Below are 15,229 nucleotides of genomic sequence, written 5' to 3'. Positions count from 1 at the left end.
AATGATCTTAAGTCAATAGGTTGGACACAACGAATTGCTGTTTCTACCCAGTTATCCGAGCGTAATAGGCCGCTTCAAAACGCATGGGTGATAGATAGCCAAGTGTGCTATGTTTTCTCTTTCGATTGTAGAAAAACTCAATGTACCAATAAATTTCTTGTTGTGCTATTTCTTTGGTAGCAAATTTCTCCTGGTAAATGAGTTCCCGTTTAATATTGGCATGAAAGGCTTCAATGACCGCGTTGTCATAGCAGTTTCCCTTGCGACTCATACTGCAGATCATATTGTAAGTTGTAAGCCTTTTTTGGTAGTCTTCTGAAGCGTATTGGGATCCTCGGTCTGTATGATGAATAAGACCTGGCGCCGGCTGTTCGGCCGCTACAGCTCGATCTAGGGCCTCTAGGACCAATTCGTTAGTCATCCGACTTCGAAGTGACCACCCGACGATTTTTCGACTAAACAGATCCAATACACAGGCTAAATATAATCTGCCTTGGCGTGTCCAAATGTAGGTGATGTCAGTAACCCATACTTTATTCGGAGCAGTCGTTTGAAACTGTTGATTCAGTAAGTTTGCTGCAACCGGCATTTTGTGGTTCGAGTCGGTTGTTTGCACCTTGTATTTCTTGACTGTACAGGAGCGCAGACCCTTTTCTCTCATGATACGTCCCACTAACTTCTCACTGACGGATTTGCCTTCATCTAACAAACATTCTTTGATTCTAGGCGCTCCATAACGAGCCTTGTTGTCATGAAAGTGGTAGGAAATACGCTTTTCCAGTTCTTCACGTCGCTGCTTACGTTCGCTTTTCGGGGAGCTTAACCATCTGTAAAACCCACTCCGGGCTATACCAAACACTTTGCACATCTTCTCGACACGGAATTCGGAGCGGTGTTCCTTGATGAAGTGGAACTTTACTTCCGGTCTTTGCTGAAGTAGTGCATTGCCTTTTTTAAGATAGCGATCTCCTCTTCGAGATCCTTGATGTAAGCATCCTTTTCTTTGATGAGTCGGTCTGATTCACGCAGGTTACCACTACCGATAAAGGGTTCGTCCTCAAACTTACGATGTACTCGTACCCAGTTGCTCAATGTACCCACAGGGATATTCAGTTCTTCCGCCAGTTCAGGTAATGTTTTGTGGTTCTGTTGAATGTACTTTACCGTTTGTTCTTTAAACTCTTTACTGTGACGCTGCCGTCGCTCTCCCATTTTACACACTCACTTTACATTGATATTTTTATTATCATTATATCAATTCGGTGTGTCCATCTATTAGTCTAACTTCATAAACGCGCTTAACCTGGAGCGCCGGAGCAAATAAGCGTGAAAAACGTGCTTATAGCCAGAGCTGTGCGAGCCGAAGCCCGCTAACTGGGTCTGAGTGATTAAGCATCATATCCACAAACTGACAAATTCCTATACAAAAACAAAAAGAGCCTCAATTCCATGAAGATGGAGTTGAGGCTCTTTCCTGTTGTTTCAGGCTCTCTCTTGCTCTCTCTTGCTCTCTCTTGCTCTCTCTTGCCATTTAAATTACCACTCGGCTACCGTACCATCGGTTTGGCGCCAAACTGGGTTTTTCCAATTATGACCAATCACAGCCATCTCTCGTACTTTATCTTCATTGATCTCGATGCCTAGACCAGGAGCAGTCAGATTGGCTACGAAGCCATCTTCATATTTAAACACAGAAGGATCTTTCAAATAATCAAGCAAATCACTGCCTTGATTGTAGTGAATACCGAGACTTTGCTCCTGAATGAAAGCATTCGGAGAGCACGTATCCAGCTGCAGGCAAGCTGCCAAGGCGATAGGGCCTAACGGACAGTGCGGCGCAATTGCAATATCGTAGGCTTCCGCCATCGCGGCGATTTTGCGTGTTTCCAAGATGCCTCCAGCATGGGAAAGATCAGGTTGGATAATGTCCACGATGCCTTGGGCCAGCAGCTCTTTGAAGCCCCAGCGCGTATACATCCGCTCGCCCGTGGCAATCGGACACGAGGTATAACGAGCGATCTCTTTGAGCGCTTCATTATTCTCAGGCAAAACAGGTTCCTCAATGAACATAGGCCGGTAAGGCTCGAGTTCCTTGACGATGATTTTGGCCATCGATTTGTGCACGCGGCCGTGGAAATCGATGCCGATGCCAACGTCTTTGCCGACGGCTTCGCGTACCGCGGCAATGCGCGCAATAGCTTCATCCACTTTGCTGATGGAGTCGATGTAGTGCATTTCCTCAGTGGCGTTCATTTTGACCGCTGTAAATCCAGCCGCGACCTGCTGTTTGGCCGCTTGGCCTACGTCGCTCGGGCGGTCGCCGCCGATCCACGAATAGACGCGCGTCTTGTCGCGGCAAGCGCCGCCAAGCAGATCATAGACGGGCGCATTGTAGAATTTGCCCTTAATGTCCCAGAGCGCTTGCTCAATGCCTGAGATGGCACTGGTCAAGATCGGCCCTCCGCGGTAGAAGCCCCCGCGGTACAGCACTTGAAACATATCCTCGATCCGCATTGGATCCTTGCCAATGATATGATCGCTCATTTCCAACACCGCGGCTGCAACTGTATCCGCCTTGCCCTCTACGACAGGCTCTCCCCATCCCGTAATGCCTTCATCCGTTTCGATTTTCAGAAATAACCATCTTGGCGGCACCTTGAACAGTTCCAGCTTCGTAATTTTCATGATCATCTTCCTCCTCTATCCCCAGTTGAAATTCGCCGGGCGAGACCAAACTCCTCTCACCAATCAGCGATGATTTGTTCGCTACGAATATTGATCTCGGTACTCTTGCGGAGTCATGCCATAATGCTTCTTGAACGCATGGTTAAAGGAATGCGGGCGTTGATAGCCAAGCTGTGTGGCGATTTCATAAATCTTATCCTGACCATTCTTCAGTAGATAAGCGGCTTTATCCATCCGTGCATGATTGACGTAGTCGCTTAAATTTTCACCCGTTTCAAGCTTGTAGATCTTCGAGACATAAACCGGATGCATGTACACATGATCGGCAATCGATTGTAAGGAAACGTCGCTAGCCAGATGCTGATCGATGAAAGACCTGATATCCTTGATTAGCGTTGCACGGCTATCTTGCCTTTCTTGATCCATATCCTCCTTCATGCGCCTCAAAGAGCGGATCGACCATTCACGCAGCTGGTTCACCGTACGAAACGGTATCCCTTCCATCATCCGGTCGTAATCACCGCCAATGAGCTGATGCAGCTGCCGGCCATTCTTATGTGCAATATAAGCAAAAGCGGATGCAATCGAGAAATAAACCTCTAATAGATGTTCTTGAGATTCAGAAAACCTGACTTCCATTTCATCAAAAATCTGAGACAACTTTTCCTCGGTATCTTCCCATCTTGCTGCTTCCAGCAAATGATTGAGCGTTGGCGGCTCATATAGCCTTTGCAAGGCTGACAGTTCGGTCTGAACAGATTCATCGCCAAGCCGCATGAACAGCTCGTGCTCACTCCCGATACGTTTGCGAAAGGCGCTGAGCGAGCTATTGTACAGCGCATTGATTTCGGCCGGGAACTCGCCCCAACTGCTCAGGAGAATGGAAATTTTGCCTTTCAAATAATTGTTCACAGCTGATTGAAGCACGGCAGCCGTGCGTTCCAGCCAAGCGGCATCTTCCTTGTCAGGCAGCTCCTGCTTATGCTTCATCACGAATACCAAATAATCATGAGCATCCTTCGTATGCCAGCTATCGAATTTCTCTGCAAATAATTCATGGGCCATATTGCTAATCGCATATTCCATTAACGATAAATGCCCCGTATCATAATCCAGGAAATTCGATTCCAACCGAACCATCATCATTACGCAAGCATGCCCATAGTAATCAGGGAGCTCTAGAATCTGCATTTTTTCTCGAAGTGAATGCTCCGATATTTGGTGCCCTTGAAGTAAATCATTCAACAAATTCCCTCGAAGCAAAGGGAGGTTTTCCTTGAATGTATACATAAGACGCTGCGTGGAGATGACGGCTTCCCATTCCTTCTGCAGCTTTCCCATCACCCGGCTGACCGTAGCCAGTAAAGCTTGTTCTGTGACCGGCTTGAGCAAATAATCCTCTGAGCCCTGTAGAATCGCTTCTTTGGCATAGTTGAAATCCGAGTATCCGGACAAGAGAATACACTTGGTCTTCGCCCAACGACGGTTGATCTCGGCAATTAATTGCAAGCCGGAGATCCCTGGCATCTGGATGTCCGTAATCACGATATCAATCGACATTTGCCCCAGCAGCTCCAGCGCTTCTTTACCCGAGTAAGCCTTAAAAACCTGCTCAATCCCAATAGATGCCCAGTCAATCGTAGACTGAAGCCGATCCACGACATGCGCTTCATCATCGACAATCAACAGTTGAATCATCGTTTTATCACCTCAATGACTAGATCACTCTCCTGGGAATTATGTTTCCAAGTCAGCACTGCCCTTAAACCACCGTTATTTACGCGTTCAAAAGTAAGTCCGGAGCCTTCCCCGAACTGATAATACAATCGGTGGTGGACATTCCATGTTCCACAGCCAATCTCATCGGACATTGGAGTCTCCAGCTGTTTAAGCAGCTTATCTAATCCCGCTTCATCCAGCCCTACGCCGTTATCTTCGACAATTAGTCGATTCCATCCGTCTTTCTGCTCACCCGTAATCGTGATTAAATCACCCTCTGCGCTGCGCTCAATTCCATGAACAATGGCATTCTCTACTAGCGGCTGCAGAATAAGTCGGGGAACCCGCTCGTTAAGCATCTCTTCCGGCACATTGATCTCATATCTCAACCGGTGTATGCGGAGATTCTGAATCGTTAAATAATGACCTACTAAGTCCAGCTCTTCTTGCAACCGCACGCTTTGATTTTCTACTCTAGTCGTGTAACGGTAAAACTCAGCCAAATTCTGTGACATGGCGACGACCGATTCTTTATCTTCCATCTCTGCTGAATTGATGATGAAGAATAAGGAATTGTACAGAAAATGCGGGTGAATCTGCGATTGCAGCTGCTTCAGAGTGGCTTCACGTGAACGGATTTTCTCGGCATATACATCCTCTATAAGCACTTGAATTTGCTCCGCCATCTCATTAAATCGCTGGATGAGGAAATCAAATTCATTTTTGGCTCTATACGCGATCCTAGCCGATAAATCGCCTCGCTTCACTTGCTGTACACTTTGAATCATCTTGCCAATCGGAATTTGCACGTTGCGATACAGCAAGAAAGAAGCCAGAATACTCATCACAAGCAGCAGAGTAATAGAAACGTAAAACAATTTACGCGTCATCGTAATCGGAGAAAGTATCTTCTCGACAGGTACATAATCCACCAAGTACCAACCCAACTGTTCCGATTTGACAATGCTGATCAAATATTGCTGATTTGCGATTTCAAATTGAACTTGGCCGGTAAGCGGTAAGCCTTGACCAGCCAATCTTTCATGGATTGTATGCGTAATCGACGGATTCGACGAGCTGTTGAAAATCGCCCTATTTTGCCCATCAACCAAAAAAGGATCGCTTCGTTTATCTTGCTTGTACACATCCAGCAGTTGAATCATATTCTGCGCGCTGAACCTTACTTGATACAGCACATTAGCTTGACTGGCAACCTGGGCACGAATCGGCTCACTAATTTCTCTAACGAACGACCCAACCCCGTTATCTCCCTTGCGTTCCTCATACGTCCATGTTCGCTTAATCGGGCTATCCCAAGGCCAAGTATCGGTCCCATTCACGAAAATACTGGAAGACAACACTTGCTTCCCATGTGGAATCGCAATGGTCAGTTCATTCACCCATCCGCTGGAGACACTTTGAAGGCTAAGCTTCTGTATAATCCGTGACTGTTCTTTCAGCATGTCATAATCAGGCGATTCATTCCTGTCGATAAATTCCCTTATGTAAGGGTCGCTGCCGAGAATGACCGGAGACATCGCTAATCGCTCCACGTCCACATCCAACTGATGCATGAAGAATGACAGCTGATTTAAATTCGATGACTGAATCTGGTCTTGAACAACGTTATTCGTTATCCGATTCGTATAGCTGTAGAGCAGCACGATAGGGATAAGAAGTAGGACTAATAGAATGAGAATTTTGCTGAAAATATTAAGTTTATACGGCACGCTGGGCTCACCTTCCATACTTCTGCTAAGCTTCCTAACTTAGAGATAACTATACGAGAGAAGTCATCCAAAGAAAAGGGCAGCGACTGCCCTCGCATTCGTTATGTCTTCGTTATTAGCCTTTGACAGCACCAGCAGAAAGCCCGCTTACCACGTAACGTTGGGACACTAAAGCAATGATCAGAACCGGAAGTGTAATGATGCAGGCTGCTGCCATCAGTGCACCCCAGTTGATTTCGGAATAGGACATAAAGTTGAACACAGCGATCGGTAACGTCTTTGTTTTGTCCCCTGCCAAGATCACCGAGAACATGAAATTGTTCCACGAAAAGATGAAGGAGAGCAGCGATGCTGTAATGACGCCTGGTCCTGAGATAGGCAAAATAATACGCAGAAACACTTGATGATGCGTACATCCATCGATAAGTCCTGATTCTTCGATTTCCGTAGGAAGCGCCTCGAAAAAAGAAATCATAATCCAAATAATAAATGGTAATCCAACGAGCATATGACTAAGAATTAGTGCTGTATATGTGTCTACCAAATGGATCTTGGAGAACAGGATGAACCAAGGAATCAAGAATGTGATTCCCGGAATAATTCTCGCAACTAAGATGAGAAGCCCCAGCTTGTGAAGGTGATGTCTTGCAATCGCATACGCTGCAGGAAGACCTAGAATGAGAGATAATAGCGTTGATCCAGCTGCAACAAGCAAGCTATTCCAAATAAACTTCAGGAAATTGTACTCTTTGAATACACTGACATAGTTATGAAAAGTAGGTTTGAAAAAGAAGATATTGCCTGTCGATAAAATCTGTGATTGTGTCTTAAAAGAAGCCAATAACATCCAGATAAATGGAAAACCAAAGGCGATTAGGACTAGGAACGTTAGCAGCGTCTGTATAAATCTTAAGCCCTTCTTTGGCTTCATGATGAGGTTCCCTCCAATCGTTTGCGCATCCATATCATAAATAAAGTCAGTCCCATCACCAGAGCGAAGAAGATAACAAGTAACGATGAAGCCATACCCAGCTTAAAGTATTGGAAACCGAGCACATAACCATATAAGTTCAATGTCTCTGAAGCAAAATTAGGTCCGCCTTGTGTTGTCGCATAAATAATATCGAACGTCTTGAGCACATCGATTAAGCGAAGCATCGCCGCTACAATGATCGTTGGTTTCAGCAAGGGCAGCGTAATAGAAACAAATTTTCTCCATGCCGTTGCTCCGTCTACATCTGCCGCCTCATAAGGATCCGTTGGCAGTGTAGCTAAGCCCGCCATAATAATGAGAGCAATCATCGGTGTCCATTGCCACACGTCTACGATAACAAGGGAAGGTATAACCTGATTAGGCGAGGCTAGCCAAAGTAAAGGCTTCAAGCCCATCGATTTGAGCATCATATTCGCTACTCCTATGGTCGGCTCATAGATGAGCATCCATACCAAGCCCATAGCTACCGGTGTTGCTACCATGGGCAGCAGGAATACCGTTTTTACGAGGTTTTTGCCTTTGAATTCCCTCGACAGCAGTAAGGCAATCGCGATCCCTAGAATAACTTCAAGTCCAAGGGCCATGATCGTGAAGTAGAACGTCGAACCTGTTGCATGCCAAAAGCGTTCATCTTTGAATAAGGCGATATAATTAGACAACCCTACAAAGAGTGGCGGTGTTGTTGCGGACATGCTCCATTCATAGAAGCTAATTCGGAATGTATAGATGATTGGAAATAACATCATCAACAAGACGAAGATGACCGCCGGAAGCGTATAAATCCATTTTAAATTGCGGTTAAACCAACTATACTGCATGACTTAATTCACCCTTCCTGATGAAATTGTACCCTTCTGCAAAGGGTGAAGAGGGCCACTTGAGATGACCCTCATTTGTTGCTTTCATGTTTTATTTATTTCGTTTTATCTTTATCCATAATCGCTTGCAGAGCTGCATTCGCTTTATCGGCTACCGGCTGAATGTTTGTCTCACCTGTCATCCATTTTTGTACGATTTCACCAACAGCATCACGAGCTTCACCCACACTAATTACCGTCGGACGGTCATGGTCAACACCGTTTTTGGAGCTTTCTTTAATGATAGGAACAAGATCAGCTGGGAAGCCTGTCGTACCTTCTGGTTTATCCCATACCGATGCGCGAGCGCCTGGGTTCCCTTTTTGCTGTGTTTTCATCACGATATCTTTGCTTGTTGCCCATTCAATGAATGCCCAAGTCGCATCTTTGTTACCCGATTTGGCATTCATCGCAAGACCCCAAGATGTAATACTGTAAGGCTTAGAACCTGCTTTACCTGCTGGCATAACAGCAAAACCAACTTTATCAGCAACTTGGGACTTCGCTGGATCTATCGCATTTTGGTACAGCGAGTTCGCATCCGTTAAGAAAGCAACTTTCCCTTGCGCGAAAATACCGAAAGCTTGCGGCCAAGACATATTGAGTACGCCTGGAGGCGCATAATCCTTAAGTAAAGTGCCGTATGTTGTAAATGCTTTGATCGCTTCTGGTGTGTTAATGGCCGCTTTATCGCCATTCGTGAAGTCTGCACCTTCGGAATATAAGAAGGAAGATACTTGCGTAACTAGCGGTGAACGTTGGCCCCTAGCCACAAAGCCGTACATTTCGTTTTTCGGATCATGCAGCTTTTTCACCGCAGCTTGCAGCTCATCTAGTGTTTTAGGTACAGCGATGCCGGCTTTTTGCAGCAAATCTTTACGATAGTACAAAATTTCTTGTTCCGTGATGATCGGAATACCAGCTAACTTCGCATCGACCGTTGTGGAACCAACAGCGGATTTAGCGAAATCGGCGAAGTCATAGTTCTTCGCTTTTTGAGCGTAATCATCGAGCGGTTGAAGCCAACCGTTTTTATAGAATAATTTGCCTTCTTGCAGCGGACGATACATGAAAACGTCTGGTGTCGCCGAACCGGAGGTAAATTGTACGGTTAATTTTTGTGTCAGCTGATCCTCGAAGAAGCTCTCCACGTTAACCTTGATGCCCGTTTCCTTCTCGAAGTCTGGAAGCAAAGGCTTGATCGCCTCCGCCCAAGGATGGTTCGCTGCTACTAAAGAGATCGTCTTTCCTGCAAAAGGCTTCGCATTAGCGGCGGCAGTTGCTCCTGGTGAAGCTGCTGGCTGTTTCGTCGTCTCCGGCGTGCTTCCACACCCTGCAACAACCGTTGCTGCCATGATAACTGTCGTTCCAACACCGACCCATTGTTTCAATGATTTTTTCATCTGATATGTGACCTCCCAAGTAATCTGAAATGTATGTGCTTACATATCTAAGAGTACTTGATTTGTATATTCTGTTGATATAACGAAAATTAAACATCCATAACTACATGTGAAGGGAAAAGGTGGGTGGGGTGGACTGTGATAGATAGATGAAGACCTGTGAACCCTTTTTGGAGCCTAGTGCAACAGAGAGTTGAGACCCTGTGAATCACTGCTGCAACCTACAGCGGATCTCTGCACAACACATCCGATTCCTACGCAACCTACATCTGATATCCTGCTCATCATATCCGATGCCTACTGCGACCTACGTCTGATACCCTGCACACCACATCTGATTCCTTACACAACCTACATCTGATATCCTGCTCATCATATCCGATGCCTACTGCGACCTWCGTCTGATACCCTGCACACCACATCTGATTCCTACACAACCTACATCTGGTATCCTGCTCATCATATCCGATGCGTACTGCGACCTACGTCTGATACCCTGCACACCACATCTGATTCCTACACAACCTACATCTGATATCCTGCTCATCATATCCGATGCGTACTGCGAGCTACGTCTGATACCCTGCACACCACATCTGATTCCCCGCAATCCACATCTGACTCCTGCTTCTCAAGTAGATCATGCATTTTGTGCAGTTAAATTCGCAGAATAGAGCTCTTTTGGGGATTTAGCTGCATATTGTGCAGTAAATTTACCCACAATCAGATGAATCCAGCCAATTTTGATGAATTTGATGCACCTTTTGCATATAAACTAAAAATGATTGAGAATTTTCTCGGATTTGATGTACTTTTTGCAGTTGAGGCAGGGCAGAAGCGATTCTAGTTATGGACAATTAGCCGAAAAGGAGGTCCCATCGGCGAGACGAAACCATGGGCTAGGAGCGTACCAAGGATAAACGACTCCGTCGTCCTTCTGGGACGAGCGCGTTTGTCAAGACTGATGACACTAAGTGTAATAAAACTTATACTTTCTACCTTTCATTCATCGCTGGTGCCTCAACGCGGCATGGAAGTCTTATCTACGCAAAAAGAGGTTGAGCTGCAGTCTTAAACTGCGGCCCAACCTCTTTCGCTGAAAACGTCCCTGCGTCTCCCCCGTAGCTCTTCACGTTGCCTTCGGATGCACCATGTCTTCCGGACGCACGTAGCTGTCAAACTGCTCAGCCGTTAAGTAGCCGCTGCGCACCGCTGATTCCTTCAGCGTCAGCCCTTCTTTGTGGGCTTGCTTCGCGATGCTGGCCGCTTTCTCATACCCGATATACGGATTGAGCGCTGTGACCAGCATAAGGGATTGCTCGAGGTTGCGCTGAATCACCTCGCGATTCGGCTCCATGCCAACGAGACAGTTATCGTTGAAGGAGCGCATGCTATCAGCCAACAGCCGTACGGACTGCAGGAAATTGTGAATGATCACGGGCTTGAACACGTTCAGCTCGAAGTTACCCTGGCTGGCGGCGAAGCCGATGGCCGCATCGTTGCCCATCACCTGGCAAACGACCATCGTCATCGCTTCGCTCTGCGTGGGGTTGACCTTGCCCGGCATGATCGAGCTGCCGGGCTCGTTCTCCGGGATCGTGATTTCACCGATCCCGCAGCGGGGACCGCTCGATAGCCACCGCACATCGTTGGCTATCTTCATCAAGTTCGCCGCCAGCGCCTTCAGCGCGCCGTGGGCGTAAACGATCTGATCATGGCTGGTCAGTGCATGATATTTGTTCTCTGCCGAGACGAAGCGCGTACCCGTCTCGCGAGTCAATGCTTCGGCGACGCGCGCGCCGAACTCAGGATGCGCGTTCAGCCCGGTGCCGACGGCGGTGCCGCCGATCGCCAGCTCGCGCATCGTCTCGACGCTGCTGCGCACCATGCGCGCCGTCTGCTCCAGCATCGCCCACCAGCCGCTGATCTCCTGCCCCAGCGTCAGCGGGGTAGCGTCCTGCAGGTGGGTGCGGCCGATCTTCACGATGTCGGCGAAGGCCGTCATCTTGTTGTGGAGCGTAGCCTGCAAAAGCTCCATCGCAGGCAAAAGCTCCTCCTCCACCGCGATGACGCCAGCGACATGCATCGCGGTTGGGAATGTATCGTTCGAGCTTTGCGAACGATTCACATCATCGTTGGGATGTATGCGTTCCGCGCCATCCCCCAGCAATTCGCTGCCTCGGTGAGCAATCACCTCGTTGACGTTCATGTTCGACTGCGTCCCGCTGCCCGTCTGCCAGACGACGAGCGGGAACTCGTCGTTCCAGCGGCCCTCCACGATTTCATCAGCAGCCTGCGCAATCGCCTCCGCCTTCTCCGGAGTTAACCCGGCAAGCTCGCGGTTCACCTGCGCGGCGGCCTTTTTGAGCAGAGCAAAAGCCCCAATCAACCGCACCGGCATCCGCTCCGTGCCAATCTTGAAATTCTCATAGCTGCGCTGCGTCTGAGCGCCCCACAACTTATCCACAGGTACTCTGATCTCGCCCATCGTATCCTTTTCAACGCGATAATCTTGCGCCATTATGTACCACCTCCTGGTCCTAGCTTTATATGCAGATGCAGATAAAATAAATTAACCCATCTACTTACATCATCAAACACGCAAGCCATAGTTTGCCCACATTATGGAGCAGTATGAGCTATTAACTGGTTTTCACACCTGTAGACGAGCTATAATCAAGGATAAACGACTCCGTCGTCCATCTGGGACGAACGCGTTTGTCAATGTAGATGCGAAGCAATAGTATAAAACTTATACTTTCTTATCTACGAACAAAAACACCTGCCCATGTCAGGTGCAAAGAAGGAGCTCATTTTCATGGAATCCAAACTGGATATTATCGTCAGATCAACGGAAATTGATGTGAATGGACACGTCAATAATGCCAAATATTTGGAGTACCTAGAATGGGGGCGCGAGGAATGGTATGAGCAGTCCCAGCTATCCTATGAAACCTTTGGCGCGATGGGAATTCAAACCGTTACGGTGAACATCACCATCAATTATAAAAAAGAATGCAAACAGGGGGATCAACTAACCGTCACCTGCCGCCCTGACAAAATAGGACGCTCCAGCTATGTGTTAAAGCAAGAGATTTTCAACAAGCAAGGCGAGCTCTGTGCTGATGCGCTTGTCACAAGCGTAACGATGGATAGCACGACGCGTAAAAGCCGAGAAGCGCCGGAGGCGTTACGGAAACATTTTGCATAAAAAAATGCGATCTTACACAGTATCTGTGGATAACTTCTGACCGAGTGTCGTCAGCAGTCCGTCCATGCTTGTCACGTTTTTGGCTTGCCAATAGTCATTCAGCCCTTGCTCGCCTTGTTTCGTCGCCCAATTCTGCAAGGTATTCCGCTCTCCTTCATAGGTATAAAAGGGAACACTGTAACCGCATGATGCTTTAACCTCATGAACTTGGACGACGATGATTTGCCTAGCTCCAGGCAGCAGTGTAAAACGCGGAGATAGTTTCTCCCACGCTGGGGTCCCTGGCAAAACAACTTGCCCCTTTCCATATAGGCGCAGTATCATAGGAGGTCCTTCCACGGCCGTGAACATCAACGTAATTCGTCCATTCTCCTCCACATGCGCACTTGTCTCATTCCCACTCCCCGTCAGGTCCAAATAGGCCACTTCATTCGCTGATAAAATGCGCAGCACATCATGACCCTTCGGAGAAAGATTAACGTGCCCTTCCGCCGATAACGGTGCCGACCCCACAAAGAAGATGTGCTGCTTTGCGATAAATGCTTCATGCTCCGGCAGCAGCGCTTCGAATGATTTCCCCATACGCGAATCATCGCCTTTCCATTTTCTTCTATTATGCTCTCCCTTACGATATTTGTGAAATAGTTAAAATAGACATTCTTTATAGCCTTTACCTATGAATTATAGCTACTGCATTCTAATATCAAATAAATAACCTGTATGTTTACTGGAAAATAGAGACATACTTAGTTAGTCAAAGATAAACGGCCTACGCTGTCCCTTTAGGACTAGCACGTTTGTCAGGGTTGATGCAAAGTAAGATAAGTTGCTAACTTATCCTTACCTATTCAACTGAAACCTAGAGGAGGTGATTTCAAATGTCAACGACCAACAGCAGTGATGATGTGGTGAGCCATGGCATTAATGCCGCACAGGCCAACGCGGAAGATAGCGAATCTAAACAAAAAGTCGAGGAATTAAACTCCTTGCTCCAAGGTACAGCAACTAACTCCAGCGCGAATGAAGAATCGTCCTCACAGGAGTAATTCGCTGCAAATCATTTTAGATGATTAAGAATTAACATCGTTAGATAAGTACAAACAAAATACTGCAAAAAGAGCTTTTCCTGCTGGTCTATCGAGACCGCGGAAGAGCTCTTTTTTGGTATTAAAGGAGGATAGGCTGATGTGCTGAGTGAACCCAGCTGCCAATTCCGACCAATTGGGGCGCTTTAGCTACTTCCTTTTTCCACACTTATGCAGCCCAGCATTCTACCCTTCTACCTCTCTAATCCCCTTGTCCAGCACCACTTCGCCAAACTTCTGCTGATCTATTCCACTTTGCACTACTCACTTCTGCACTCAATTACTTTTCCAATTCCCTAGAACAGCTACATTCCTCCGTTCTTCTATTCCTTACTCCCACTTGTACCGCCCATCTCCCCGTTCCTCTACTCCTCTACCTCTCCGCCTCCACATTCCACTCCTCTCTTCTACACACTTTAACTCCTCCATCTTTCCTCATACAGCTACACTTTCCATCCTTTACATCCCTTACTCCCACTTGTACCGCCTATTCCCCTTTACGCTTCTATTCTACTTCTCTACTCCACATCGAACTACTCATTCTGCGTGCCATATTTTTCCAATTATCTAGCACAACTATATTCCTTCATCCATCTACTTATCCAATCCCACTTGTACCGCTCATTCCTCCCTTCCTACTCTCTACCTCTCTGCGCTCCCCAAATAAGAGCCTCCAGAGACTGCTATTTCTCCGTTTTCATCCCTTTTGATCGAAATAACAGTCTTTAGAGACTCTTATTTTCGAAAAATGGGGACTTAAGTGGATAAATAGGGGAAATAGAAGTCTTTTAGGGCTTCTATTCTTCTGTTTGTTGTATTTTATTCTGCAATAGGAGCCTTTGGAGACTCTTATTCTCCAACATTCCTAAGAACATTGAACCAAACGCCCATGCGCCGAATAAATTGTAGGAAAAATGTAGGGATGGATGATGTAGATGAACGGATTGGATCACCCCGTTAGTATAAAGACGTATCAGGTGCTTCGCGACAAATTACAGCTGCTGTACCCAGCTGTTGAGAAGCAATTGCCTTATTCGGCAGAGCTTGCCATGAATACAGCGATTGTTAATGCCGTTAATAAGCAGCTTCGCGAGCAAGGCTATCCGCAAAATCCTCAGACAGACGTGACTGCTCACTATGAGTTAAAGACGAATGAACGTGGCGTTCTTAGCTTGACTTTATGGAATTACGCTTTTTCTGGCGGAGCCCATGGACTAACGATCCAAAACGCACTGACTTTCAACACAGAAACGGGCAAAGCCTATACGCTCAAAGATCTGTTTAAGCCCGGCAGCGATTACGTTGCCAAGCTTAGTGCCATCATTAAGGCTGAGCTAAAAACGCGGGATATTCCTTTGTTGGTAGAATTTAATGGTATTAAACCAGATCAGGATTTTTATATCGCTGATAAGGCTTTGGTCGTTTATTTTCAAGTATATGAGCTGGCCGCTTATGTCTATGGATTTTTGTATTTTCCTATTTCTATTTATGCCATCCAGGATATCATCGCTGAAGATGGACCGCTGGGTAAAATGCTTTATTAGC

At 46.7% G+C, this 15,229-nt stretch carries 11 protein-coding genes and 1 pseudogene; 3 read left to right on the top strand and 9 right to left on the bottom strand.

What is annotated here, in order from left to right; genetic code table 11:
- Positions 1–43: 43 nt before the first annotated feature.
- From ASG93_RS16485 to fumC, 8 genes and pseudogenes are all read right to left on the bottom strand, one after another.
- Positions 44–1,212, bottom strand: a pseudogene (locus ASG93_RS16485) (IS3 family transposase).
- A gap of 324 nt (positions 1,213–1,536) precedes the next feature.
- Positions 1,537–2,685 carry a galactonate dehydratase gene (dgoD, locus tag ASG93_RS16475; RefSeq protein WP_056833643.1) on the bottom strand — a complete coding sequence of 383 codons (1,149 nt, stop codon included), beginning with the start codon at positions 2,683–2,685 and terminating at the stop codon, positions 1,537–1,539.
- Positions 2,686–2,766: 81 nt separating this feature from the next.
- The gene (locus tag ASG93_RS16470; protein ID WP_056833642.1) at positions 2,767–4,383 is read right to left on the bottom strand and encodes a response regulator; all 1,617 of its coding nucleotides are present in this window, start codon (positions 4,381–4,383) and stop codon (positions 2,767–2,769) included.
- Positions 4,380–6,134, bottom strand: coding sequence for a sensor histidine kinase (locus ASG93_RS16465; protein ID WP_235550866.1), 1,755 nt, complete (start codon positions 6,132–6,134; stop codon positions 4,380–4,382). Before ASG93_RS16465 ends, ASG93_RS16470 begins: the two co-directional genes overlap by 4 nt.
- Positions 6,135–6,249: 115 nt before the next feature.
- Positions 6,250–7,065 carry a carbohydrate ABC transporter permease gene (locus ASG93_RS16460; RefSeq protein WP_056833640.1) on the bottom strand — a complete coding sequence of 272 codons (816 nt, stop codon included), beginning with the start codon at positions 7,063–7,065 and terminating at the stop codon, positions 6,250–6,252.
- Entirely contained in the window at positions 7,062–7,946 is an 885-nt protein-coding gene (locus tag ASG93_RS16455) for a carbohydrate ABC transporter permease (RefSeq protein ID WP_056833639.1), read from the bottom strand. Before ASG93_RS16455 ends, ASG93_RS16460 begins: the two co-directional genes overlap by 4 nt.
- A 95-nt stretch (positions 7,947–8,041) precedes the next feature.
- Positions 8,042–9,388, bottom strand: a complete 1,347-nt coding sequence (locus tag ASG93_RS16450; RefSeq protein ID WP_056833638.1) for an ABC transporter substrate-binding protein — start codon at positions 9,386–9,388, stop codon at positions 8,042–8,044.
- A gap of 1,129 nt (positions 9,389–10,517) precedes the next feature.
- The gene (gene fumC, locus ASG93_RS16445; RefSeq protein WP_056833637.1) at positions 10,518–11,909 is read right to left on the bottom strand and encodes a class II fumarate hydratase; all 1,392 of its coding nucleotides are present in this window, start codon (positions 11,907–11,909) and stop codon (positions 10,518–10,520) included.
- A gap of 297 nt (positions 11,910–12,206) precedes the next feature.
- Between fumC and ASG93_RS16440 the strand changes: the two genes are divergently transcribed.
- Positions 12,207–12,599: an acyl-CoA thioesterase gene (locus ASG93_RS16440; RefSeq protein ID WP_056833636.1), complete on the top strand. Its 393-nt coding sequence runs from the start codon at positions 12,207–12,209 to the stop codon at positions 12,597–12,599.
- A 12-nt stretch (positions 12,600–12,611) separates the two neighbouring features.
- Here ASG93_RS16440 and ASG93_RS16435 read toward each other — a convergent pair whose 3' ends face one another.
- The gene (locus tag ASG93_RS16435; RefSeq protein WP_056833635.1) at positions 12,612–13,181 is read right to left on the bottom strand and encodes a pyridoxamine 5'-phosphate oxidase family protein; all 570 of its coding nucleotides are present in this window, start codon (positions 13,179–13,181) and stop codon (positions 12,612–12,614) included.
- A gap of 296 nt (positions 13,182–13,477) precedes the next feature.
- On the opposite strand from ASG93_RS16435, the gene ASG93_RS35140 reads away from it, so the two are divergent.
- On the top strand, positions 13,478–13,645 hold the full coding sequence (locus ASG93_RS35140; protein ID WP_156410927.1) for a hypothetical protein: 168 nt from the start codon (positions 13,478–13,480) through the stop codon (positions 13,643–13,645).
- Positions 13,646–14,619: 974 nt separating this feature from the next.
- The gene (locus ASG93_RS16430; RefSeq protein ID WP_056833634.1) at positions 14,620–15,228 is read left to right on the top strand and encodes a DUF3298 and DUF4163 domain-containing protein; all 609 of its coding nucleotides are present in this window, start codon (positions 14,620–14,622) and stop codon (positions 15,226–15,228) included.
- Position 15,229 lies beyond the last annotated feature (1 nt).

Origin of the sequence: Paenibacillus sp. Soil787 (genome assembly GCF_001429545.1) — a bacterium.
Lineage (GTDB): Bacteria > Bacillota > Bacilli > Paenibacillales > NBRC-103111 > Paenibacillus_E.
This window is presented reverse-complemented; position numbering and strand designations above follow the sequence as displayed.